Raw genomic sequence first — 23,949 nt, 5'->3', positions numbered from 1 at the left:
ATAGAAAAAAATTTATTGCTGCTTACATTTATTGTTACTTACATTGATTCGTAAGTTTGTGTATAAAATATCTCTGGCACTGATAAAAATTATCAGCGCCAGAATTTATAAATATTTTTTACTAATTTTTTAATTCTGGAAAATATGTTTTAGCGTTATCTAACATTAATAGAAAACTATAATCAAAGGCAATATCATTCAGGCGATTAAAACGCCCTGGTTTTCCACCATGTCCGGTATCCATATTAGTTTCTAACAATACCAGACTGTCGCCTTGTTTCATTTCTCTTAATTTCGCAACCCATTTTGCCGGTTCCCAATATTGCACTTGGGAATCATGTAAACCTGTTGTCACTAATAAATGAGGATAACGCTGATGTTTAATATTGTCGTAAGGGCTATAAGATTTAATACGGAAGTAATCTTCTTTATTATTTGGATTACCCCACTCTTCATATTCACCTGTTGTCAATGGAATAGATGAATCAAGCATGGTTGTCAAAGAATCCACAAAAGGCACTTTTGCAATTACGCCCCGGTATAATTCTGGTGCCTGGTTAATAACCGTGCCCATTAATAAACCACCTGCGCTACCACCTTCTGCATAAACCCGCTTGCTATCTCCGTAACCATCAGCGATCAGCTTCTTAGTCGCATCAATAAAATCGTGGAAACTGTTCATCTTGTTTTCGAGCTTGCCCTGTAAATACCAGTTCTTGCCCAAATCGCCGCCACCACGGACATGCACCAAAGCGTAGACAAAGCCACGATCCAGTAAACTCAGCAATGCTGAACTAAAATAAGGATCCATACTGATACCATAAGAACCGTAACCATAAATCAGGATCGGGTTTTCACCTTTCTTGAACAGGGACTTACGATATACCAGAGAGACAGGCACTTCCACGCCATCGCGGGCTTTTACCCAAATACGCTGGCTTTCATAGTTTTCCTTGTTGAACCCTTTAACTCCCTGTTGCTTCAACAATTCACGCTCACCCGTCTGCATATTCCACTGGAATACCGAACTTGGCGTGGTCATGGATGAATAGCTATAACGCAATAAATGGGTATCTGGCTCTGGGTTATAACTTATCGATGCCATATAGGCCGGATCATCAAATGAAACGCGTTTTTCCTGCTGCGTTTTCCAATCAATCTGACGGATTGATGCCAATCCTTTGGTACGTTCCTGTACCACCAGCCAGTTATTGAACAATTCAAAATTTTCCAGATCCGTGTTTTCTTGTGGTGCAATCACCGTTTCCCACGGCTTATCGCTGGCCTCTGTACGATATAAGCCAAACAATGGATTTTCATGGTTGGAACGAATATAAAATTGCCCACGGAAATGGTCGAGATCGTACTCACGCCCCGCCTGACGGGCAGAGAAAACCTGCGGTTCCGATTGCGGATTATTGGCATCAATCAAGCGATACTCTGAAGTCGAATAACTGACACTCGAGATCAAAATATAGTCACGCGAAGTACTGTCTGAAATCGACAGATAGAAGCGATCATCGTCTTCCTGATAGACCTTTTTATCCTGCTGGGTATCAGTACCATAATGATGGCGGAATAGCTGATAAGGCAGCAACGTTTGGGGATCTCTGCGTACATAAAATAATGTCTCGCCATCATTTGCCCATAAAATATTGCCAGACGTGTTTTCGATGACATTGTTCTGCCAGTCAGTACCATCAAGATTTTTAAATGAAACCTGATAGTTACGACGACCTTGGATATCTTCTGCCACAGCAATGCGCTTGTTATCCAACGTCACCGCAAATCCACCAATTTGATAAAATTTATGGTCCTTTGCCCGCTCATTGCCATCAACCATGACCTGCCAATCGGTTGAATCATCAACGGGCTTGCGCTGATAGATTGGGAAATCTTTTCCTGCCTCATAAACGGTACGATAAACATACCCGTTATAGGTATAAGGAACTGACTGATCTTCTTTATTCATTCGATCTGTCATTTCTTTGTACAGAGTTTCACGCAGTTCCTGACCTGATTTCAGCATCTGCCCGGTATACTGATTTTCAGCCGTTAAATAATCAATGACATTTTTGTCCTGACGGTCATCATCACGCAGCCAATAATAATGATCGACGCGGGTATCTCCGTGATCTTCCATCTTATGTGGCTGTTTTGCAGCCATAGGTGGCAACATACTTTTCTCCAATGCGATAGTGGTAAAACTATGACTCAATAAACTACCACCTAGAAAAAAACCGAGCATGATTCTTTTACTGTGTGTTGTTCTTTTGGTTGGCCTTTTCGTATTCGATGAAAATACCGTCTTATACTGTGACATGCCATCAATCCTGCGTTTTTATTGAGATAAAGAAAACTCCACTGGCAGTTCAACCGTAACCCTGCCATTGATTAAAATAACGTCAGGTGGTGCAGGTAAAGGCTGTGCCCTTTCCAATACCATCCTTGCTTCTCTATCCAGAGAGTGAGTTCCTGAACGTCGTGTTAACTCACTGTCAATCACGGCTCCCAACTGATTGACGGTAAATTTCACCATTGGACGCCCTGTTCTCTTTCTTCGCTGGGCATCTTCTGGATATTTTTTGTAGCGGTTCAAATGCCCGGTCACTTCTGCCTGCCAAACCGCTCTGGCATCGGCAATGGCATTAGAATTACTTTCATAGGATGCTGCTGTACGAATGGTGACATTATTCGCCGTTGCACTACTGGTTGTTGGTGCTGCGGTGCTGCGCGATTTTTCACTCTCCTGTTCTTTGGCTTTCACTCGTTTAACAGGCTGTGTTTTTTTCGGCGCATCTTGTTCTTTCTGCTTTTTCTTTTGTTTATTGACTAAAAGCAAAGCATTTTCGTTTACATCCAGCTTGGGCATATTTACTTCATCAACCTTGCTTTCCTGCTGCTTACTGGTAACAGATAGCTGCTGTTCAATGCCAATCGGCTGGTTTTGTATTTTATGTATTGCTTCTGTCTGTGTTGATAGTTCCACCATCACCGCAGGTGGAGGCAACAGCTCTTCTATATCAACGTCCTTTGGTTTGTAGACGAGCCAGCCTACCAACAAAGCATGGAGTGTGATCGCGGCGAGAAAGGATTTTGTCACGTGACCAGTGTGAGCATTTTGATAAGCGGTATACGTCAACATTTCTTATAGCACATTATGTCAATAATAAATGGAGACGAATGATAATCAATTCAATATATAAATGAAAACTATTTTTATTTATTAGTTATTCACATCCTTGTGATACTTAACATTATTTGGTTACTTTTTCGCTCACTTTTGGGGTAAACCAAACAAAATCAGCATAATCGTTGTTCAAAGAAACGCCTTGTTCTGCAATCACAAACACAGCCACTTTTTCATTTGGCGCTATTTTTTTCATATGCTGAGGAACACCCATCGCTTTTACCGCGTGATATCCGCCCGCAAATAACAGCGCTGGTGATGGTGCCTTGGTCAACTGTTCTGCCATTCGCTGATCACGCATTTGTTGAATTTTGCTCATCGCAGAGAGATGTTGCTCATCGATATTTCCACCATGGGAATTTTTGATGGTTTCTTCAATGCGCTTTTTAACATCATCAGAAACCAGTGAAGTTCTATCTCCAGCCCTGTGATCTTTGTACGCCTGATCGATTTCACTACGAGTCAGATTTGCCGCAAGTAATGGGTAAGGTGCTCTCATCAGCGCCATCACCAAGTCACCATACCATTTCCATGGCCAGCCTTGATGCCATGCCAATAATGTCTGGACCCGCTCACCCCTGACAATCGGATTCCCTTGCAACCAACTTTTAACTTTATTGACCTTTTCTTGCTGGCTTGGATCAATCATCTCCAGTAAGACAGAACCATGAGGACGTTTTTTTCCAAGTTGTTGCACCAGCCATAACTCGATCTGGTGATGGTAGGGATTATCATGTTTTTCGCCAACAACGACACGAGGATAGTTCGCCAGTTGTTCAAGCAGGTCATCGGGAGTTATGGTCTTCCCTGTTTTCATATCAAGTACTGCCCCGGATTGCATTAACTCATCAGGAAGAACTTGAAGTGCCGCTTGAGAGGTATTTTGAGTATCATTTGGCGCAATGGCACAACCACCAAGTAATAACGAACAGGCCAGAAAAGTCGATTTTATGCAGGCAGATGTTTTCATATTTATTCATTATCAAAAGAAAAATTGCCCGCATATTATAGATAATGAGAATTATTTACAAACAAAGATACCCTGTTAAGCATAGACTTAACAGGGTCGATCTCTATTTTGTCCCGGCCTAATAAATAGACCAGAACAATGAATGGCTATTTTTAGAGAGGATTGGTTTGTGCTTCAACCGCCGCTAATGCCACCATATTCACGATACGGCGTACTGAAGCAATCGGTGTCAGGATATGGATAGGTTTTGCTACTCCCATCAAGACCGGGCCTACAGTTACCCCATCCGAGCTAGTGACTCGCAGTAAGTTGTAGCTGATACGGGCAGCTTCCATATTTGGCATGATCAACAAATTCGCAGAACCTTTCAGCGGGCTGTCCGGCATGATATCGCGGCGAATGCTTTCCATCAGTGCAGCATCACCGTGCATTTCACCATCAATTTCAAGGGATGGTGCCATTTTCTGAACCAATTCCAGTGTCTTACGCATTTTTTGCGCAGAATCACAATCAGCAGAACCAAAACTTGAGCGTGATAATAGTGCTACTTTAGGTTCAATACCGAAACGACGAATGGTTTCAGCCGCCATCAATGTGATTTCTGCCAGTTCTTCCGGGTTTGGATCTTCATTGACATAAGTATCGGCAATAAAAGTATTCCCCGTTGGCAACATCAAGGCATTCATGGCACCTGCGGTATGGACTCCCTGACGGAAGCCAAAGACATCTTTCACCACTTGGTAATGTTCGCTGTAGCTGCCCACAGTGCCACAAATTAGGCCATCGGCTTCACCACGATGCACCATGATTGCACCGATCAAGGTTGGATCACCAATCACTGCACGACGAGCCTGCTCCTGAGACACGCCACGACGTTTCATCAGCTGGTAATATTCTTGCCAGTATTCTTTAAAACGCGGGTCATTCTCGTTGTTCACGACTTCGAAATCCTTACCGGCTTCGATATGCAGACCTTGTTTTTTTATCCGCATTTCAATAACACTAGGACGACCAATCAGAATAGGGAACGCCAACCCAAGAGAAACTAATTCTTGTGTGGCATGCAATACGCGGATATCTTCCCCTTCTGCCAATACAATGCGTTTTTTCTCTTTTTTAGCCTGAGAGAAGATTGGCTTCATGAATAAGTTGGTTTTATAGACAAACTCATTGAGTTTCTCAATATATGCCCCGAAATCGGTAATAGGCCGTGTTGCAACACCAGATTCCATTGCCGCTTTCGCCACAGCCGGAGCAATTTTTACAATCAGGCGAGGATCAAAGGGTTTTGGAATAATGTAATCAGGGCCAAAGAACAGGTCTTGATCACCATAGGCAGAAGCCACTTCCTGACTTTGTTCCGCCAGCGCCAAATCTGCGATAGCGCGGACACAGGCGAGTTTCATTTCTTCATTGATGGTTGTCGCTCCAACATCCAATGCGCCCCGGAAAATAAATGGGAAGCAAAGAACGTTGTTCACCTGATTAGGGAAATCAGAGCGGCCAGTACAGATAATGGCGTCAGGGCGAACAGCCTTTGCCAGTGGTGGCAGAATTTCCGGCTCCGGGTTGGCTAATGCCATAATAAGCGGATCTTTCGCCATGGTTTTCACCATGTCTTGTGTCAATACGCCCGGTCCAGAGCAGCCAAGGAAAATATCAGCATCGGGGATCACATCTGCCAAGGTACGGCTGCCATTATCCTCAATAGCATAATCCGCTTTGGTTTTTTCCATATTCTCTTCGCGACCACGATAGATAACCCCTTTCGAGTCACAAACGACAATATTTTCACGTTTCAATCCCAAAGCCACCAGCAAGTTCATACAGGCAATTGAGGCAGCGCCAGCACCCGATACCACCATGCGAACAGTGCTGATATCTTTGCTAACCACCCGCAATCCATTTAATACCGCTGCGGTACAGATAATTGCAGTTCCGTGTTGATCATCGTGGAATACAGGAATTTTCATTCGCTCACGGAGTTTTTGTTCAATATAGAAGCACTCCGGCGCTTTAATATCTTCAAGGTTAATGCCACCGAAGGTAGGCTCCAGGGCCGCAATGATATCAATCAATTTATCAGGATTGGACTCATCAACTTCGATGTCAAAAACATCAATACCAGAGAATTTCTTGAATAGAACGCCCTTACCTTCCATAACAGGCTTACCGGCTAATGCACCGATATTACCCAACCCTAAGACAGCAGTACCATTGGAGATAACCGCAACAAGGTTACCACGAGCAGTATATTTGTAAGCCGCCAAAGGATCTTCTGCGATTTCAAGGCAAGGAGCCGCAACACCCGGCGAGTATGCCAGCGCCAAATCACGTTGAGTTGTCAGTGGCTTAGTCGGAGTAACCGTGATTTTCCCCGGCTGTGGAAACTCGTGAAAATCAAGCGCACTTTGTTTTAGTTTTTCGTCCATCATCAGATCCTTTACGCATCATGTCGAATTGAAAATCTGCTCAGTATAATAGTTACGGAAAGTTAAATCATGATGTCAGCAGCATTATTTTGTTCTTGCTCTAAAAAACAAAGATCAAAAAGCAAGCTAATAATGAGTTTATGTTAACCAATATTATATAAACATTATCCTAATGATACCTATAGAGAGGTATTTTAACTTCAATTAATGAACTGACAAATTAATTAAAGAAGTATTTTAAAGTCAGCATTTAAAATAAGTTTACAAAAACAAAAAATAATCTATAAAATATTAGTCCAAATTTATTTGGAAAATTATTAGCAACTAAGGAAACGCATTTTTTATGAAAGTGAATTTTATTTCACCTGAATGGTTAAACCTGTTTGCGATATTCCTATTTTTATATCAGGATATATTTTCAGAATCTCATTAAAGATGATTCAATATACTCCATAAAAATCACACAGCAATTTAACATAAAGCAGGACTCTGTCTTTTATGTTTCATTAAACATAATAATCTGCATTTCTATATGGGAGAAAGAACATGCATAATCATTCAGTCATGATAGTTGATGATCATCCTATCATCCGTCACGGCTTAAAAGGGTTGATTGAATTAGAGCGGGAACTCATTGTAACTGCCGAAACTGACAATGGTGAAGATGCGATTAATATCGCTTGCCAGATAAAACCAGACATTATTCTGATGGATCTGAAAATTCACGGCCTTTCAGGGATTGATACGATTAAATCCCTTCGTCGCAAAGGTCTTGATTCGTATATTTTGGTACTTTCCGATTCTGATCATCGTGGTGATATTTATGATGCGGTTGATGCCGGTGCAAATGGCTATTTATTAAAAAGTACCGAGCTTGTTCCTCTGTTGAGCAACATAAAAAAAGCCGCTGATGGTCATGCTGTGTTCAGTGAAAAAGTTTATCAATATTTATCTACCCGCCATCTTTATATCGACCCATTATCAAAATTAACCAAGCGTGAGTTAGATGTCTTAAAAGAAATTTCAGAAGGAATGACAAATAAAGAAATTGCTGACTTCCTTTTTATTTCAGAAGAGACAGTGAAAGTCCATACCCGTAACCTATTGAAAAAACTTAAATCCCGCTCCCGTCTCGAAGCCACCATCATTTATCTAAAACATAGGAAAACAGAGTTCATCTAACATCGGATTCTTTCTTCACCTCTCCATTATTAAACACAATTTCCCTAAGTTTTGGCGGCAGGGAAATTGTGAGTTATCAAGAAAAGCAAATTAATTTAAAAGTGAATTAATTTCCTAAATAATAAATGTAAGGTACTATTTATTTGGTTTACTATTACAATTAAGCCTTATCTCTGTCTGGATAAAATCCCAAATTTCCCGCATTATGTCTGCTACGTTAAACAAAACCAAGGATCTCATCATGTCGGATACCACTTCTCATAAAGCATTCACTCTATACGGTATCAAAAACTGCGATACCATAAAAAAAGCGCGTCGCTGGCTAGAAGACCAAGAGATCCCCTATCAATTTCATGACTATCGCGTTGATGGTTTATCTTCTGAGCTACTCCAGGCATTTATTGAACAAGTCGGCTGGGAGCCTTTGCTGAATACTCGTGGTACAACTTGGCGAAAGTTGTCTGATGAGCAAAAAGCCGCCATTAATAATACAGAGGCTGCTCAAGCACTCATGCTGGAACAACCCGCAATCATAAAACGGCCTCTCTTGATCTCAAAAACGGCGGCTTCAGCAATAGAAAAGTGTTTAATCGGTTTTAAGGCCGAACAATACCAACAATTTTTCTCGCATGACTAGATAAGGATCTCATCATGAGTTGTCCAGTAATTGATCTTGCCCAGCAATTAATTCAGCGCCCTTCCGTCAGTCCTGACGATCAAGGTTGTCAGGAGCTTCTCATTCAGCGTCTGCAAAATATCGGCTTTACGATAGAGCGAATGCCTTTTGATGATACTTTGAATTTCTGGGCTTATCGTGGAACAGGAGAAACTTTTGCCTTTGCTGGACATACCGATGTTGTTCCTGCCGGTGATACATCACAATGGCAGACACCACCTTTCGAACCGGCTATCCGCGATGGGATGCTTTATGGTCGTGGTGCCGCAGATATGAAAGGTTCTCTGGCTGCAATGGTTGTGGCTGCTGAACGTTTCGTCGAGGAATATCCTGCCCATAAAGGCCGTCTTGCTTTTCTTATCACCTCTGATGAAGAAGCCAAAGCAACAAATGGTACCGTTAAAGTAGTTGAAGCGTTAATGTCCCGCCATGAGCGTCTGGATTACTGCCTGATAGGGGAACCCTCCAGCCAGCAACGTCTGGGAGATATGATCAAGAATGGACGGAGAGGCTCGTTAACTGCCAACCTGACTATTTTGGGTACTCAAGGCCATGTCGCCTATCCTCAATTGGCCGATAACCCCATCCATCGTTCACAACCCTTTTTACAAGAACTGGTTAATACAAAGTGGGACGACGGAAATGAATTCTTCCCTGCCACGAGCATGCAAATCGCTAATATTCAGGCAGGAACCGGTAGCAATAACGTGATTCCGGGTAAACTGTGGGTTCAATTCAATTTCCGTTTCAGTACCGAATTAACAGATGTTGCAATCCGCCAACAAGTAGAAGATATGCTGAAAAAGCATAATCTGAAATACGAACTTGAATGGTGGTTATCGGGCCAGCCTTTCCTGACCAGTAAAGGTATCCTCGTTGATGCGGCAGTTGAATCGGTTGCTCATTATTGCGGATATAAACCGGAGCTATCAACGAGTGGCGGTACATCCGATGGGCGTTTTATTGCCAAAATGGGCGCTCAGGTTGTGGAGCTGGGGCCCATTAATGCTACTATTCATAAAACGAATGAATGCGTCAAGGTGACAGATTTACAGGAGTTGAGCCTGGTTTATCAACGTATCATGGAGAAATTAATCAAATGATGACACCTGAAATGTTGACTGGCTTGTCCACGGATCATTTGGTAACACTTGCTGGCAATCACCGTTTGCAGTTCAATGCCACCAAAGCGTTTCTTGCCATGCAGAAAGATGCAGCTAAAGCAGGATTTAAGCTACAACCTGCCAGTTCATTCCGTGATTTCACACGTCAGCAAACTATCTGGAATGAAAAATTCCGTGGCCAACGCCCGGTATTAGATGATCATAACCAACCTCTTAACATTTCAGCGATGGGCGAAGGTGAGCTTTGTGAGGCCATTCTCCGTTGGTCGGCTTTGCCGGGAGCGAGCCGTCATCATTGGGGCACCGAACTGGATGTGTATGATCCGTTCCTGCTGCCGCAAGGTAAAAAATTACTGCTGGAACCATGGGAATATGAAGACGGCGGCTACTTTGAGCCATTGACTCATTGGCTGACAGAAAATATGTCTCATTATGATTTCTATCGCCCGTACACTCGCCATGATGCTGGTGTAGCTTATGAGCCGTGGCATATCAGTTATTGGCCTATATCTCATGAGGCTGAACGTCTGTTCGATGGAAACGTGCTACTGAACGCTTGGCAAGGTCGTGATATTGCCGGCATCGACTGGCTAAGAAACAATCTGTCTTATCTGTTTGAAAAATATATCAAGATAGCGGATTAGAAAAATAGCAAATCAGGCTCCAAGAGCCTTATCGAGGAGGCTCTTAATATCTTGGGGGGAGATACAATGCATTGGCTGGTAGATTATTGGTGGATTGTTCTGTTAGTGCTCGTTGGCATTATCATTAATGCGGTAAAAGCGCTGAGTCGTGTCGACCAAAAATATTTTTTAGATAACAAACCAGAATTACCGCCCCATCGGGATCTTAACGATCAATGGGATGATGAGGACGATTGGCCTCAACAGAATCGCAAGAAATAACCCAATCTCGCCACTGATTGGCAAGTATTTCATCTATGCTTGCCAAAGCGTGAGCCGTCTCTTCCCGCCAAAGTTTTAATAACGCCTTGCGCCCATTCAACGATAAATCATGTGCACACTGTTCAATATCTATCTGCTGCTGAAGATGTTTTCTCAATCCGGGCAAAGCTAAATCACTCGTCAACAATAATCTCTGTAATGCAAAATAAGAGGCGGACAAGGAACGATGTGCAAATGCAAAACCAGCCAACGCCTGCCAGTCACTGCCATTGAGCCGTTCATCCTTATCGTGCTCAACTGGCAAGGCAAAGCCAAGTAACGATTCCAATCCACTGGCATCACGGGATAATTGTTGCTGTGCCAATTGAGCAAAACGTTTGCCTTGCCCGCTCAACGGTAAGATAGCCATTGCTGTATAACAACCACTGCTCGCTTCCCGATGGGTTCCCATTCTGACCAGCCGAAAACCACATTTTTGCCAAAGTGCCCAAAGCTCGGCGGTATAGCCAAAACTGACAGAAAGAAAATCCAATTTGTGTTTTCTCGCTTCCCGACACTGATGAGTTATCAAATGTTGTGCAATGCCACGGCGACGATATTGTGCTTGCACGGCGATACGGCTAACTCTCTGTGATCGCATAACCGCAGCTTGTGGAAATCCGCCGTGTGCAGCCAAGGATTGAGCGACCAGATTTCCCCTCGGACGACGCCTTCCTGCCCATATTTCATGTGCAAGTATTTGTGATAAACCGCCTTCATTCACCAACCACATTGCCCCAACCAATTGGGGTTCATTCACTGGAAAACCAGACATGGCAGATAGGAATGTCATCCCATTGCCATCCAACAATCGGCGTAAATCAAGGGGCGAAGTGCGATAATGTGCGCTAGTCAATAACCCATAGAATTGACGCAATAATGCGGGTTGTTGTAACCACATGGGTTGTTCAATAGGGTAAAGACGCAGATCTTTCTCAATATTAAAGTGAGCTGATTGCTCATTAAGCGGTAATCTATCATCAAGTAATCTATCATCAAGTAATCTATCATCAAATAGTAGCGCGTTATCCAACCAGGATTCCAAAGGATCATTTTCAGCCCAGCGCATCGGTGTTTTCAATTCACGGACATGGCAATCAGGTAAGGCAGCACAGAGTTTCAACAGAAAACCACGCCCGGTTCCCTCATATCCCTGAACCGTTGAAGTTAACAACACCCGGGGAAAGTGGCGGATCAATTCGGCCAATTGTGGTGTAGGGATCGCCGCTGCTTCATCAATCAATAACCAATCAGCGTCATTTTTATTTCCCGATCCATCCTTTTTCAATCGGCAATACTTCAATAAATTATCTACCGCCCAGAATGGCATCTCTTGCTCTGAAATACCGGCGTAACACCGAATGACTTCTGTTGTGATTTTTGCTGGTGCACACAGCCAACACGTACCTTGCCAATGCCGTACCAACATTCCAGCCAGAGCCGACTTTCCTCGCCCTCGCGGGGCAGTGATTACCCAAATTCCGCCTGATGACTGTAACAACTCTTCAAGAAGCGTTTGCTGACTAACCGTTGGGTTTCCATCCGGCATCTGCCACAAGCCAGTCTGGTGCGATGGTTGTAATTGAAGGGGAGTATCTTGTCGCCAGAGTAATACTTCCGGGCAGGAGAGGATCTGCCGCTGGATATGTCGGATAAAATTAGGTGTCGGGATGACTCCCGCCGATTCATTCCAGCGGATACTGTCTTCATCAGGCCATTCTGCCCATTGTGACCAAGCAGGTACACGCATTACCAGCCAACTGCCTGCTTTTAACGTGCCAGCCAATATTGCCAATGCTTCAGCGTTAAAACCCTTCGTTGCATCAAAAACACCATGCAAAAATTCACGCCCAAGTAAACCAACAGCTTTCGTTGGCTCAATAGCATCTGGCCCACAAGATGAAACCGTTAACCAATCTCCTTGGAATTGTTCTTTTAGTTGGCTAACAATCCATTCACTCCATTGAGGGTTACCACTCAATACCACTAAGCGGCGCTGTCCTTGTTGTTGCATCTGTGCCTGCAACATGCCCCATGCACTATCCAACATAATTATCTCAACATAGTCGGTAAGTGATCATGATTTACCAATCATGATTGACAGAATACCTGCGGCAATCAACGGCCCAACAGGAACGCCCCTAAATAAAGCAACGCCCAATATTGTACCAACCAATAACCCTGCTACTGTTGAAGGTTGGCTGGACATTAAAGCAACGCCCCGGCTTCCTAACCATGAAACCAAAACACCAACAGCAATCGCCAGCAGTGATTTCCAATTCAAGAAAGAGCTGAAAATTTCCTGCGCAGAGATTTTTCCACTTGCGATAGGAGCCATGACTCCAATAGTCAGAATCAAAACACCTATCGTCAAACCGTATTTTTCCACCCAAGGAAAAAATTGATTCAATGGTGTAATACGAACGACTAGCAGAAATAACATGGCAAGCGTCACTGTCATGTTATGACTGATAATACCAAGCCCTGCCAACACGAGTAAAATCAGCAAAGTAGGATCAATATGGCCCATAGATATTTATTTCCCAGAAAACAATAAATTGATTATTTTTAAATCAGAAAACAATAAATTGATTATATTAAAACCAGAAAATATGTATTCTGGTATCGGCAGGATAATAACTTAAAATTTCTGCACTTACTTAAAATTATTCATATTCAGTAAATGGATGTTTATCCATAATTACATTCACACATATCTGCCTTCTTTCAAGTTGCAGCTTTGTTGGCAACGCTCAATCTCAGCCATTGGGTATAGAACATATAAAAAATCGGTAACAAGACAGGGCGAGGAAAACACCCTTTGTACTGTAAAAACTGTACCTAAATTGGGTAAATGGTGTATCGACGCGTAGTTTGTTAACATTCTTGCTTAAACAATAACACTAATAAATAATTACCCATCCAAATCAAGGTGAAACTTTGTTTCTTGGTAGCGGAAAATATCACAACGTGGGCAATTTACTCATAACGTCAGTAACAGCCGGCCTTATTGTGCTTTACTGGTAAACATCAACACTTTTATCAAGGTGAATGCAGAAAGATTGTAAGGAATGCCTTGCAAACAGGATGCGTTCGTATAAACGATATGAGAAGACTAACATTCTTCATTTTAATCTGTATTTCCTTAGCGGGTTGTACAACTCAATGGGTACCCGCAACAAGTAGTCCAACTCCTTTTAATGAAGCAACTACAGAATGCAATCAATTAGCATTGAGGCTGTTTCCTGTAAAAAATGAAGTTGCCCAAAGATCAGAACTCAGGACAGTACGACAGCCCTGTGCAAATGGAAGCCAATGCGGGAAAGACGGTTATTACACTCAGAGTATTCCCATGACTGAAAGCTATGTGATCGATGTTAATCAGAGTTCAAGACACAACACTTATAACAATTGTATGCAACAAAAAGGCTGGAAGCAGAAAATCAAATACCTGCTTTAAAGTTTACTAAAGGCGCAAGATGATGACAGGATGCCCTTATTAATTTCAAGGGCATCCTTTTATTTTAAGCAATACTCTTTAAGTAATCGTTTGCGTCATTAATCCAAAATAACACCAATACGGTGTGCAACCTCTTCATACGCTTCAATCAAACCACCAAGACTCTGACGGAAGCGGTCTTTGTCCATTTTATCCATTGTTTGTTGATCCCACAGACGACTGCCATCTGGTGAAAATTCATCACCCAATACGACCTTGCCTTTGAACAGACCAAACTCCAATTTGAAATCCACCAGAATCAAGCCGGCATCATCAAACAGCTTACTCAATACTTCATTGGCCTTGTAGCTCAGGCGCTTCATCTCAGACAAGTGTTCTTTGCTAACCCAACCAAATGTTTCACAGTAGGATTCATTGACCATCGGATCATGTTTAGCATCATCCTTCAAGAACAGGTCAAACAGTGGCGGATTAAGTACCATCCCCTCTTCTACCCCAAGACGTTTCACCAGAGAACCCGCAGCCCGGTTACGAATAACGCACTCAACAGGCACCATATCCAGCTTTTTCACTAAGGATTCATTATCTGACAGAAGTTGTTCCATTTGCGTCGGAATGCCCGCTGCTTCGAGTTTATTCATAATGAAATGATTGAACTTATTATTCACCATTCCCTTACGATCAAACTGTTCAATGCGTTCACCATCCAATGCTGATGTATCATTACGGAATTCCAGCACAAGCAGGTCAGGATTGTCAGTGGCGTACACTGTTTTTGCTTTTCCACGATACAACTCAGCTTTTTTCTGCATCTTATACTCCAGAAATGTGACTTCTTTAAACGTAAAAAAATTAAACGAAAAATTTCACCCAAAATATAAAGGGGCCTAAGGCCCCTTTATATATTACTTATCTGTGGATTTGCTGAATACGGCTTCCAGCACAGCCACCAATTGATCATTTTCAGATTGAGTCAGCGGTTTGCCTTTCTCACTGATAAATTGCAGGCTGCTTCGGTTATTCAAATCACCTACCTGCAACTTGTAATTTCCTTCACTAATGGAAGGCGCTTCTACATTCAATGCTTTCCAATTAGAATCACTGAGACCTTTGTAAGTTACGGCTATCGCTCCGGTGGAACGGGTACGATCCGTCACTTGCATACCGGCACTTTCTAATGTGTACGGCAATCTGTTCCAAACAACATTGTATGGCGCACGAACAATAATGTTCGGCAATCCGGTATTATCGCTACCGCTCTGTACGGACAATGCGCCCGCATCTTTGGCATTATTTTGGCTTGATTCTTCCTGCTCCTGACTTAAATCACCCGCCAATTCATTAAGCATCAATACCGTGTAACGTTGAATTTCTACCGGATCGGTGACTTCCTTTTCGCCAAGTTTCAATCCCTCATTGGAAACAGACAGGGCTGTTTGATAATCCTGCTGGGTAACCGAGATACGGTAACGCCCCTGATAAGGCGTATTTTCATCTGCCCGTGCCCATGTAATCCAATCAGTTGTCAACGTTTGTGCAGCATCATCTTTCTGACTGATCTGATAACCTTTCTTCGTCAACAGATTATTTACCTGTGACCACAATTTGCTGTATTCCGGGCTATTTTCAAGCAACAACTTACTGCTTTTTGCGCTATTTTCAATGCGGGACCCCGTCAATAACGCAAGGGCCTGCAATGGCGGGCGAATATCCAAGTTTTTACCCACTGCACTTGTTGAAACCACTGCCGGAACATTATATTCACTGTTTTGCAACGGTAATATCATTCCCGCAGGGATATTCAGTGCGTTCAGCGGGGGAGTTTCAAGATAAGATTCATCCCCGCTTACTTGACGTTTATAGCGCTGATCGCTGGAGCAGGCTGCCAAAAAAACTACCAATGACAGTCCAGCAACCTTCATGACCTTCGATTTTTGCAATAATGTTGCCATTAAAATTCCCTAAAATTTACAGTAATCCAGCCATTTTCAAGGCGTTACCAACTGAAATTTGCCCTTCCTGCGTTAGCGGAATCATTGGCAAACGCAGAGTATCATCAGTAATCAACCCCAATTGACGGCAGGCCCACTTGGCTGGCGTCGGGCTAGGTTCAACAAATAATTGATGATGCAATTCCATCAACTGGCTGTTCAAGCCACGGGCCGTCAAAAATTCACCCTGCTCAGCCAATTCACATATCCGTGCCATTTCTGCCGCTGCAACGTTCGCTGTCACAGAAATAACCCCTCTTCCACCAAGCTGTATGAAATCGACAAAGCTTACATCATCACCACTCAGCAAAATGAAATTTTCATCATTAACCAATTCTTGGATTTGACTGACACGACTTAAGTTCCCCGTCGCTTCCTTAATTGCAACAATATTTTCCAATTTCGCCAAACGGGCAACGGTCGATGGCAGTAAATCACATCCGGTACGAGATGGCACATTATACAGAATTTGTGGTAAGTCGGTATTCTCAGCTATCGCCTTATAATGCAGATATAAACCTTCCTGTGACGGCCTATTATAATAAGGTGTCACAGACAGGCAACCCGCAACGCCTGTGTTTTCGAAACGGCTAGTCAGTGAAATGGCTTCTGCCGTAGCATTTGCGCCTGTTCCGGCAATCACAGGTATACGTCCATCAGCCACTTCTAGCGTTGTCAGTACGACTTCAACATGCTCATCGTGGCTAAGTGTTGCACACTCACCCGTTGTTCCAACAGACACAATCGCAGATGTACCACTGGCGATATGATAATCAACTAATTTTTTCAAACTGGCCTTATCAATCTGACCAGTTGAATTCATCGGAGTTATCAGTGCAACTATACTGCCTGTAAAATCAGAGTGATTGCTTACCATTGCCATTTCCCCTTAATTAAAACCTTAAATTTCAAAGTGAGAAGTTCATGGTACTTTCTTGTTATACAGAAGAAAACTCCTTAAGCACTCGATTTCAATGAATTTTGTTAATATCAAGTGTAGCCAATTAAACAGAAATTATAATCGCGCTTCCTCAATAAATACGATTGACCTTCTCTTGATCATTTTTTATGTTTAGACAGCAGACATCTATTACAATTAAAAGGAAAATCGCTTTGCCAACATCAGAACAACATTTTTTAGTGATCACAGCTTTGGGTACGGATCGTCCCGGCATTGTCAATACTATCACCCGTCTTGTCAGTACATGTGGTTGCAATATTGAAGATAGCCGTCTGGCAATGTTTGGCGAAGAGTTTACTTTTATCATGTTGCTATCCGGTAGCTGGAACGCTATTGCCTTGATCGAGTCAGCTTTGCCACAGAAAGGCGCAGAGCTTGAATTATTGATTGTGATGAAACGTACCCGATGTGGTATCCAGACCAAATTTCCTTCTACTATTATCGTCAAAGTGGATGTCGATGATTCACCAGGTATTGTTGAACGTTTTACCAGTCTATTTACGGCTCAAAATCTTAATATCGCTGAACTGGTATCAAAAACCCATCCCGATGAAGGAAATAACTCTGCTCGCCTGGAGATTCAAATTACAGGTCATCATCCATTGAGTGACAATGGTACGATATTTAAAGAAACATTTTATCAACTGTGTAAAGAATTAAATGCACAAGGCACTGTTAACGTGCAAAACCATTTGAAAGATTAAATAATAGAGGAACTCCCTGTTAAAAACGTATAGCTTGCAGAAAACCCCTGATTAGCTTCCCTTGTATCCTCGCCCACATTGGGCGAAGGCTTACGGGGCATTTTGCTAATATGCCAATCACCGATTTTTTCTTGTACTCTCTGGCGAGATCTCTTCAACGGTCAATGCACCCAGCTCAGCTCCTTTACGAATACGCTTAACTATCTTAGGATGATGAAATTGTTGAACAGACAAACTATCCCTATTGGATTTGATCAACATTTTCTTGGCATTTTTCGTTGCCAATGACATTTAATACATATACATATTGACACAAGAAGATATAGCAGTATTAGTGTATAAACTTATTTAAATCAAAACGATTAAACGGAGAATGCGTAATGAGTCCATTGAAAGCCGGTGATAAGGCCCCTCAATTCAGCCTTCCTGACCAAGATGGCGAAACCATTAATTTATCTGACTTCAAAGGTCAGCGTGTTTTAGTTTATTTTTATCCCAAAGCAATGACTCCAGGTTGCACCGTTCAAGCATGTGGTTTACGTGACACGATGGATGAACTGAAAAACATCCATGTTGAAGTGCTAGGGATCAGCACAGATGCACCTGAAAAATTATCTCGCTTTGCCGAAAAACAGATGCTGAATTTCACGCTACTTTCTGATGTTGATCATCAGGTTGCCGGGCAATTTGGTGTTTGGGGTGAAAAGCAATTCATGGGAAAAATCTATGATGGCATTCACCGCATCAGTTTCTTGATTGACCCACAAGGCAATATTGAACACGTTTTTGATAAATTCAAAACCAGTGATCATCATCAAATTGTACTCGATTACCTGAAACAGCATTCATCGTGAATCAGTTATACCCAATGGTATAGATAGCATCATTCATTCCCGTTACCAGATTAGGTAGCGGGAATGAATAAACATTAACTCCGACGTCGACGTTCCTGAAAAGCCAAGACTATGGCTGGTATAACATGAAGCATTGACATGCGTATAATATGGCTCGACATCACAATCCCCACATTCACTTTCATTGCTATCGCTGCAAATAACATCGCTTCCATACTGCCAGGTGCCCAAGCCAAGATGAGTAGATCTATAGGGTAATCCATGATCTCTGCCGTCACCAAAGCCACCAAAATAGTGACAATCAAGCTAATAAATACCGCCTGTATGGAAGACCAAATATTACTGATGAGCATGGATAGAGGAAAAGAAATAAAGCTCGCGCCTATCCGCATACCGATCAATGCCATAGATAAGGCGTTAAGAAAATCAGGCATAACCAGCGTTGTAGCGGATAATAAGTGCACCAATACTGCCACAACCAATGAAGTCAACATGTAAGGGGCAGGAACATGAATACGTTCTAACAAGCGCCCAAGCCAGTACCCTCCTACCGCAATGATCGATAACCAGCCAATGACACTAAATGTATGGGAATTAATCGCATAAGAATATGACACACTTTCTGTGATTAGATCTGTTGCCGGGGATGGATTCAATCCGACAATAATGCTCGCAATGATAATCAACACGACTAATCGGATAGTATGGGATATAACAATTTTCTGGGGTTGCGTTTGTGTATGATCAGTCAATGCCAACACGGCTGCCATAGCTCCCGGCACAGCGCCCAACATCGACTCTTCACGGCTCCAACCCATTTTTCGATTAAACCATAGATAACCGATAATAAATTGCAATAGCAAACAGATAAACAAAAAGGGAAGCAGTAAAAAGATATCTCTGGTTTCTTCCCCTTGTAATCCCTTGACCGTCAATCCCACAGCACCACCCAATACAATCTGGACTACCGTGAGACTATGCTTAGGCACCTCAATAGCAACCCTGAATCGGTACGCAATGATCACAGCAGCAATTGCCCCAAACATATAAGCCAGAGGCAATCCCAATAATGATAATCCCCACCCTAAAAGCATACAGGGCACAATACTTAATAATGATCGCATCCCCACCCTTTTCTCCGATTTTCAATATTGGATATTGCCTTTTCTTATCATGACTCCTGTTCTTCAATTTTTTCTTCCGGCCAGACATGAATGACAGCCTTAATTAACGTGGCCAGTGGAATAGCAAAAAAGACGCCCCAGAATCCCCATAACCCACCAAAAATAATGACAGAAAGAATAATGACAAGAGGATGAAGATTGACTGCTTCCGAAAATAAAATTGGCACAAGGAGATTTCCATCTAACCCCTGTACCACCAAATAGGCGAGAAACAGAGTCCAGAAATCAGTTCCAAGCCCCCATTGAAACAGAGCCACGACAATAACCGGAATAGTCACAATTACCGTACCAATATAAGGAATGAGTACAGACAAACCAACCAGGACTGCAAGCAACAAAGAATAATTCAACCCAAAGAAGGCAAATACTGCATATGTACAGATGGTCAATATAACCATTTCAGTGACTTTACCACGGATATAGTTAGTAATCTGTTGGTTCATTTCATGCCATACTTTTCCTGCCAAACCGTGATCACGCGGCAGTATTCGCTGTAATGCCGCCACCATTTGATTTTTGTCTTTCAACAGAAAAAACACCATTAAGGGGACGATAATCAGATAAATCGCGAGTGTCAGCAAACCAATCAAAGATGCCACTGAAAACTTAAAAACAGATTCACCAGCCAGAGAGAGTTTGCTACGCAAATTATCAGCAATCATTTCAATAATGCCTGCATCGACTAACGCCGGATAACGGGAAGGCAAAGTATGGGCATACTCATTAAAACGATTTATCATATTTGGCAAATCAGAAAACAAATTTAATCCCTGCTGCCAGACAGCAGGCGCAATAATCAAGATAACCAATGCGCTGATTCCCATAAAGACAATTAATACAATGGAAACGGAAAGCGCTCGACCACATCCCAGCTTTTCTAATTTCACCGTTGGCCATTCCAGCAAATAAGCCAAAACAATGGCGGCAAGAACAGGTGCCAGAATTCCATTAAAGAAATAAATAATCCCAAACCCGGCCAGCAGAATAATGGATAACGCAATCACTTGTGGATCAGTGAAGCGGCGGTGATACCATTGCATAATCATTTCCAGCATAAATACGACTCCTTGATAACGACACTCAATAACTATTTTTCATTAAAAATTATTACGATTAACGGATTTTCAGGTACCTTTTGCTATCATACACATATCCATGAAATTGGTAGCTAGTTAGAACGCATGTTTTATGGAAATTGTTTTCTGGAAGTTATCTTATGGGAACTGTCTTATGAGAATCGCTTTATGAGAAAAATACCGAAAAAATCCCTGATAGCCATCGTTGCCAGCCTATTATTATTGGGCAATGTCTCTGTATTCTCCGCACCGGCTGAAGATTCACTACCTGACATCGGCACTACCGCAGGAGCAACCCTCAGCATCAATCAAGAATTGGCAATGGGTGATTTATACATACGTTCGATACGGGCTCAGGTTCCTTTGATTTATGATCCGTTGCTGACACAGTACATAAATAAACTAGGCCAAAGATTAGTTCACCACGCAGACTCTGTAAAAACACCTTTCCATTTCTATCTGGTCGAAAATTCCAATATTAATGCTTATGCATTTTTCGGTGGTCATGTTGTTCTTCACTCAGCTTTGTTCCGCTATAGCCGAGATGAGAGTGAGCTGGCCTCTGTCATGGCTCATGAAATCTCCCACATTACACAACGCCATTTGGCGCGCCTGATGGAAGATCAACAACGCAAAGGACCCCTTGCCTGGGCTGGTATCCTTGGTTCTATTCTGCTGATGATGGCTAATCCAAACGCAGGCATAGCTGCACTCAGCGGTACGTTTGCAGGTTTTCAGCAAAATATGATCAGTTTTACCCAGTCAAATGAGCAAGAAGCTGATCGCATTGGAATACGAATTCTCAGCCGTGCAGGATTTGATCAACATGGAATGCCTAACTTTATGCAAATTCTGGTAGATCAATCCCGCTACAGCTCCAAACTGCCTGAGATACTCTATACTCATCCATTGCCTGACAGTCGGTTGGCTGACGCTCGTAATAGGGCAAATCAATACCCGACTAAAACCGTTCCTGAATCTCAAGATTTTCTGTTCGCCCGTGTTCGTCTTTTGACAATGTATTCAAACGAAAAATCTTCTCACATTAAGCAATTGTTGAACAAATATAGCCAAGGGACAACTAAAGAGCAGCTCGCTGCTACCTATGGACATGCTATTTTGCTTTCTGAAGATAAAAAGTATGCTGCGGCTAAAGCGATCCTGTCTCCACTTCTGGATAAACATCCGGACAATGTTTGGTTCATCGATACAATGACTGACATCGATATCAATCAAAAACACTATGCCAGCGCTATTACTCGCTTGCAGGATGCACTCAAGAAACAGAAAAACAATCCTATATTGCAAATCAATCTCGCAAACACCTACTTTAACGCAGAGCAATACTCACAGGCATCACAATTTCTGTTTCGTTATACTTTCAATAACCCTGACGATCTCAATGGTTGGGATTTATTGAGAAAAACCGCAGGAAAGCAGGGAAAACATGATGAAGAACTCGCCGCTTATGCAGAATTTATGGCATTACAGGGGAAATTTGACATGGCTATCGATTATCTGAGCAAAGCCAGCAAATTGGCAAAATTGGGCAGTTATGCTCAGGCGCGGTATGATGCCCGTATTGATCAATTGCGCCAACTGCAACAAAGTTATAGCCAATATACAAAATGAGGGATTTTTCTATGCAACAAGTGACTTTTTATCACAATCCCCGCTGCTCAAAGAGCCGTGAGACACTTAAGCTGGTTGAAGAACTCGGGATTACACCGGAAATCATTCACTATCTCGAGACACCACCAACAGTAGAGCAACTGACCGTATTATTGAGGCAACTTGGCTTCAAAGATGCCCGCCAATTAATGAGAACTAAAGAAGAACTCTATAAGGAACTCAACCTCGGTGATGATTCACTATCGCAAGAAGCGTTGATCCAAGCGATGGCTGAAAACCCAAAACTGATAGAGCGCCCGATTGTTGTTGTCGGCGATAAAGCGCGTTTGGGGCGACCACCAGAGCAAGTGAAAGAGATTCTGTCCTGATTAATTTTCAGAAATTCTGAACAAAAAAGTGATAGGAACATGTTCACTATCACTTTTACATTCTGATCTCGTTTACTTGCCGCTCTATCACTCAAAGCATCAACTCAAAGCTCAAGGATATCTTTTACAAACGGGATCGTCAGTTTACGTTGTGCCACGATAGAAGCGCGATCAAGCTCATCCAAGGTTTTAAACAGTGTTTGCATTTCCCTATCAAGCCGTTTCAACACAAAGCGCCCGACATCCTCCGGTAATTCAAAACCTCGTAATTTAGCCCGTAACTGCAATGCCTGAATTTTCTCATCATCAGACAGAGGCTGTAATTTGTAAATTTGCCCCCAATCCAGACGGGATGCCAGATCCGGTAACGTCAGGTTAATCTGCCTTGGAGGACGATCACCTGTGATCAAAAGGCAAGTTCGGCCAATCTCCACAATTCGATTGTAAAGATTGAAAATAGCCATCTCCCATTCCTGATCACCTGCAATGCACTCAATATTGTCGATGCACACCAATGATAAATGTTCCATACCATCAAGGACTTCGGGAACAAAATAGGCGCGTTTATCCAGTGGTACATATCCTACCGCTTCTTCCTGTTGGGATAATTCGGCACAGGCAGCATGAAGCAAATGGCTCTTGCCCCCGCCATCGCGGGACCAAAAATAGATATAGCTGCCATGTGACTGACTAATGGCCAATTTTATTGCAGCTAATAAGGAAGTATTCTCACCTGCAAAGAAACTGGCAAACGTTTCATCATCTGGCAAATATAATGGCAATGAAAGCTGCGACGGTGTATTCAGAAGCACCTCAAACAGAATGGATAACGAACAGTGCTAAGTCTACCACAAAAAGCCTCTATAAATGAAATGAATGCTTTGTTTAAAACGGAGGGTTATTGTCGATGTTAGTCGAGCGATAAAATGGATGGTTTACAACCAACAGGATGGCAAAAATTTATTTTTTAATATTGGTATTCTGGTAATCAGAAGATTAGTATCAGAACATGTTCCAGAACAAAATCCATTTTTCCGGTTGACCAGAGATACTCTTTACTAACATAAATTTTATTTCATATCTGATAAACAGATATTCTAACATAAAAATACAACATGGCTGATTTTAACTCATTCATCTTAAGTTTTTATTATCTGAGGTTCATATGTTAATGGAAAATATATTACGTGATGTGATACAA

22 protein-coding genes are annotated in these 23,949 nt (G+C 42.4%); 9 read left to right on the top strand and 13 right to left on the bottom strand.

Annotated elements, in window-relative coordinates; translation table 11 throughout:
- Positions 1-121 precede the first annotated feature (121 nt).
- From AB204_RS12690 to maeB, 4 genes are all read right to left on the bottom strand, one after another.
- Positions 122-2,179 (bottom strand): S9 family peptidase, encoded by a 2,058-nt coding sequence (locus AB204_RS12690; RefSeq protein ID WP_235428085.1) that lies wholly within the window; start codon positions 2,177-2,179, stop codon positions 122-124.
- 162 nt (positions 2,180-2,341) lie between these two features.
- Positions 2,342-3,145 carry an energy transducer TonB family protein gene (locus tag AB204_RS12685; RefSeq protein WP_047963740.1) on the bottom strand — a complete coding sequence of 268 codons (804 nt, stop codon included), beginning with the start codon at positions 3,143-3,145 and terminating at the stop codon, positions 2,342-2,344.
- A gap of 112 nt (positions 3,146-3,257) precedes the next feature.
- Positions 3,258-4,160 (bottom strand): ChaN family lipoprotein, encoded by a 903-nt coding sequence (locus tag AB204_RS12680; protein WP_047963739.1) that lies wholly within the window; start codon positions 4,158-4,160, stop codon positions 3,258-3,260.
- Positions 4,161-4,312: 152 nt separating this feature from the next.
- Entirely contained in the window at positions 4,313-6,592 is a 2,280-nt protein-coding gene (gene maeB, locus AB204_RS12675; protein ID WP_047963738.1) for an NADP-dependent oxaloacetate-decarboxylating malate dehydrogenase, read from the bottom strand.
- A gap of 546 nt (positions 6,593-7,138) precedes the next feature.
- Between maeB and AB204_RS12670 the strand changes: the two genes are divergently transcribed.
- The 5 genes from AB204_RS12670 (at position 7,139) to AB204_RS21450 (ending at position 10,479) form a co-directional block, all read left to right on the top strand.
- Complete coding sequence (locus AB204_RS12670) at positions 7,139-7,774, top strand: response regulator (protein WP_047963737.1); 636 nt, start codon at positions 7,139-7,141, stop codon at positions 7,772-7,774.
- A gap of 241 nt (positions 7,775-8,015) precedes the next feature.
- The gene (locus AB204_RS12665; RefSeq protein ID WP_047963736.1) at positions 8,016-8,411 is read left to right on the top strand and encodes an ArsC family reductase; all 396 of its coding nucleotides are present in this window, start codon (positions 8,016-8,018) and stop codon (positions 8,409-8,411) included.
- Between the two features lie 14 nt (positions 8,412-8,425).
- On the top strand, positions 8,426-9,553 hold the full coding sequence (dapE, locus tag AB204_RS12660) for a succinyl-diaminopimelate desuccinylase (protein ID WP_047963735.1): 1,128 nt from the start codon (positions 8,426-8,428) through the stop codon (positions 9,551-9,553).
- On the top strand, positions 9,550-10,218 hold the full coding sequence (locus tag AB204_RS12655; protein WP_047963734.1) for a M15 family metallopeptidase: 669 nt from the start codon (positions 9,550-9,552) through the stop codon (positions 10,216-10,218). The genes dapE and AB204_RS12655 overlap by 4 nt, the downstream gene beginning before the upstream one ends.
- A 66-nt stretch (positions 10,219-10,284) precedes the next feature.
- The gene (locus AB204_RS21450; RefSeq protein ID WP_072061439.1) at positions 10,285-10,479 is read left to right on the top strand and encodes a YpfN family protein; all 195 of its coding nucleotides are present in this window, start codon (positions 10,285-10,287) and stop codon (positions 10,477-10,479) included.
- On the opposite strand, the gene AB204_RS12650 is transcribed toward AB204_RS21450, so the two are convergent.
- The 5 genes from AB204_RS12650 to dapA all read right to left on the bottom strand — a co-directional run bounded on the left by AB204_RS12650 (position 10,424) and on the right by dapA (position 16,846).
- The gene (locus tag AB204_RS12650; RefSeq protein WP_047963733.1) at positions 10,424-12,568 is read right to left on the bottom strand and encodes a tRNA(Met) cytidine acetyltransferase TmcA; all 2,145 of its coding nucleotides are present in this window, start codon (positions 12,566-12,568) and stop codon (positions 10,424-10,426) included. The two genes, AB204_RS21450 and AB204_RS12650, sit on opposite strands and share 56 nt — an antisense overlap.
- A 27-nt stretch (positions 12,569-12,595) precedes the next feature.
- Positions 12,596-13,048 carry a DUF441 domain-containing protein gene (locus AB204_RS12645; protein WP_047963732.1) on the bottom strand — a complete coding sequence of 151 codons (453 nt, stop codon included), beginning with the start codon at positions 13,046-13,048 and terminating at the stop codon, positions 12,596-12,598.
- A gap of 1,028 nt (positions 13,049-14,076) precedes the next feature.
- Positions 14,077-14,790 carry a phosphoribosylaminoimidazolesuccinocarboxamide synthase gene (gene purC, locus AB204_RS12635; protein WP_047963730.1) on the bottom strand — a complete coding sequence of 238 codons (714 nt, stop codon included), beginning with the start codon at positions 14,788-14,790 and terminating at the stop codon, positions 14,077-14,079.
- Positions 14,791-14,883: 93 nt separating this feature from the next.
- The gene (bamC, locus tag AB204_RS12630) at positions 14,884-15,930 is read right to left on the bottom strand and encodes an outer membrane protein assembly factor BamC (RefSeq protein WP_047963729.1); all 1,047 of its coding nucleotides are present in this window, start codon (positions 15,928-15,930) and stop codon (positions 14,884-14,886) included.
- 16 nt (positions 15,931-15,946) lie between these two features.
- A complete protein-coding gene (dapA, locus tag AB204_RS12625; RefSeq protein WP_047963728.1) occupies positions 15,947-16,846 on the bottom strand; it encodes a 4-hydroxy-tetrahydrodipicolinate synthase in 900 nt (299 codons plus the stop codon).
- Positions 16,847-17,082: 236 nt separating this feature from the next.
- Between dapA and AB204_RS12620 the strand changes: the two genes are divergently transcribed.
- A complete protein-coding gene (locus AB204_RS12620; RefSeq protein ID WP_047963727.1) occupies positions 17,083-17,634 on the top strand; it encodes a glycine cleavage system transcriptional repressor in 552 nt (183 codons plus the stop codon).
- A 117-nt stretch (positions 17,635-17,751) separates the two neighbouring features.
- Here the strand turns inward: AB204_RS12620 and AB204_RS22800 are convergent, their stop codons facing one another.
- Positions 17,752-17,925 (bottom strand): hypothetical protein, encoded by a 174-nt coding sequence (locus tag AB204_RS22800; protein WP_161796565.1) that lies wholly within the window; start codon positions 17,923-17,925, stop codon positions 17,752-17,754.
- A gap of 89 nt (positions 17,926-18,014) precedes the next feature.
- Between AB204_RS22800 and bcp the strand changes: the two genes are divergently transcribed.
- Positions 18,015-18,488: a thioredoxin-dependent thiol peroxidase gene (bcp, locus tag AB204_RS12615; RefSeq protein WP_047963726.1), complete on the top strand. Its 474-nt coding sequence runs from the start codon at positions 18,015-18,017 to the stop codon at positions 18,486-18,488.
- 74 nt (positions 18,489-18,562) lie between these two features.
- Here the strand turns inward: bcp and AB204_RS12610 are convergent, their stop codons facing one another.
- Complete coding sequence (locus AB204_RS12610) at positions 18,563-19,612, bottom strand: AbrB family transcriptional regulator (protein ID WP_047963725.1); 1,050 nt, start codon at positions 19,610-19,612, stop codon at positions 18,563-18,565.
- Between the two features lie 47 nt (positions 19,613-19,659).
- The gene (locus tag AB204_RS12605) at positions 19,660-20,727 is read right to left on the bottom strand and encodes an AI-2E family transporter (RefSeq protein WP_047963724.1); all 1,068 of its coding nucleotides are present in this window, start codon (positions 20,725-20,727) and stop codon (positions 19,660-19,662) included.
- A 189-nt stretch (positions 20,728-20,916) separates the two neighbouring features.
- Here AB204_RS12605 and bepA point away from each other — a divergent pair, with 189 nt between their 5' ends.
- Both bepA and arsC read left to right on the top strand, forming a co-directional pair.
- The gene (gene bepA / locus AB204_RS12600) at positions 20,917-22,380 is read left to right on the top strand and encodes a beta-barrel assembly-enhancing protease (protein WP_047963746.1); all 1,464 of its coding nucleotides are present in this window, start codon (positions 20,917-20,919) and stop codon (positions 22,378-22,380) included.
- A gap of 11 nt (positions 22,381-22,391) precedes the next feature.
- Entirely contained in the window at positions 22,392-22,748 is a 357-nt protein-coding gene (arsC, locus tag AB204_RS12595; protein WP_047963723.1) for an arsenate reductase (glutaredoxin), read from the top strand.
- Positions 22,749-22,852: 104 nt separating this feature from the next.
- Here arsC and hda read toward each other — a convergent pair whose 3' ends face one another.
- On the bottom strand, positions 22,853-23,560 hold the full coding sequence (gene hda / locus AB204_RS12590; protein WP_047963722.1) for a DnaA inactivator Hda: 708 nt from the start codon (positions 23,558-23,560) through the stop codon (positions 22,853-22,855).
- Between the last annotated feature and the right edge of the window lie 389 nt (positions 23,561-23,949).

The organism is Xenorhabdus khoisanae (genome assembly GCF_001037465.1).
Lineage (GTDB): Bacteria > Pseudomonadota > Gammaproteobacteria > Enterobacterales > Enterobacteriaceae > Xenorhabdus > Xenorhabdus khoisanae.
The sequence above is the reverse complement of the archived record's forward strand: the minus strand, read 5'-3'. Positions and strand labels throughout refer to the sequence as shown.

Bases quoted from the DNA above. Each gene is read 5' to 3' on its own strand.
- AB204_RS12655 (WP_047963734.1), top strand. From the start codon at position 9,550: ATGATGACACCTGAAATGTTGACTGGCTTGTCCACGGATCATTTGGTA.
- AB204_RS12610 (WP_047963725.1), bottom strand. From the start codon at position 19,612: ATGCGATCATTATTAAGTATTGTGCCCTGTATGCTTTTAGGGTGGGGA.
- bcp (WP_047963726.1), top strand. From the start codon at position 18,015: ATGAGTCCATTGAAAGCCGGTGATAAGGCCCCTCAATTCAGCCTTCCT.
- maeB (WP_047963738.1), bottom strand. From the start codon at position 6,592: ATGGACGAAAAACTAAAACAAAGTGCGCTTGATTTTCACGAGTTTCCA.
- AB204_RS12605 (WP_047963724.1), bottom strand. From the start codon at position 20,727: ATGCTGGAAATGATTATGCAATGGTATCACCGCCGCTTCACTGATCCA.
- AB204_RS12650 (WP_047963733.1), bottom strand. From the start codon at position 12,568: ATGTTGGATAGTGCATGGGGCATGTTGCAGGCACAGATGCAACAACAA.
- AB204_RS22800 (WP_161796565.1), bottom strand. From the start codon at position 17,925: ATGTCATTGGCAACGAAAAATGCCAAGAAAATGTTGATCAAATCCAAT.
- dapE (WP_047963735.1), top strand. From the start codon at position 8,426: ATGAGTTGTCCAGTAATTGATCTTGCCCAGCAATTAATTCAGCGCCCT.
- purC (WP_047963730.1), bottom strand. From the start codon at position 14,790: ATGCAGAAAAAAGCTGAGTTGTATCGTGGAAAAGCAAAAACAGTGTAC.
- AB204_RS12680 (WP_047963739.1), bottom strand. From the start codon at position 4,160: ATGAAAACATCTGCCTGCATAAAATCGACTTTTCTGGCCTGTTCGTTA.
- dapA (WP_047963728.1), bottom strand. From the start codon at position 16,846: ATGGTAAGCAATCACTCTGATTTTACAGGCAGTATAGTTGCACTGATA.
- AB204_RS12645 (WP_047963732.1), bottom strand. From the start codon at position 13,048: ATGGGCCATATTGATCCTACTTTGCTGATTTTACTCGTGTTGGCAGGG.
- bamC (WP_047963729.1), bottom strand. From the start codon at position 15,930: ATGGCAACATTATTGCAAAAATCGAAGGTCATGAAGGTTGCTGGACTG.
- AB204_RS12670 (WP_047963737.1), top strand. From the start codon at position 7,139: ATGCATAATCATTCAGTCATGATAGTTGATGATCATCCTATCATCCGT.
- AB204_RS12690 (WP_235428085.1), bottom strand. From the start codon at position 2,179: ATGTTGCCACCTATGGCTGCAAAACAGCCACATAAGATGGAAGATCAC.
- arsC (WP_047963723.1), top strand. From the start codon at position 22,392: ATGCAACAAGTGACTTTTTATCACAATCCCCGCTGCTCAAAGAGCCGT.
- AB204_RS12665 (WP_047963736.1), top strand. From the start codon at position 8,016: ATGTCGGATACCACTTCTCATAAAGCATTCACTCTATACGGTATCAAA.
- AB204_RS12685 (WP_047963740.1), bottom strand. From the start codon at position 3,145: ATGTTGACGTATACCGCTTATCAAAATGCTCACACTGGTCACGTGACA.
- AB204_RS21450 (WP_072061439.1), top strand. From the start codon at position 10,285: ATGCATTGGCTGGTAGATTATTGGTGGATTGTTCTGTTAGTGCTCGTT.
- bepA (WP_047963746.1), top strand. From the start codon at position 20,917: ATGAGAAAAATACCGAAAAAATCCCTGATAGCCATCGTTGCCAGCCTA.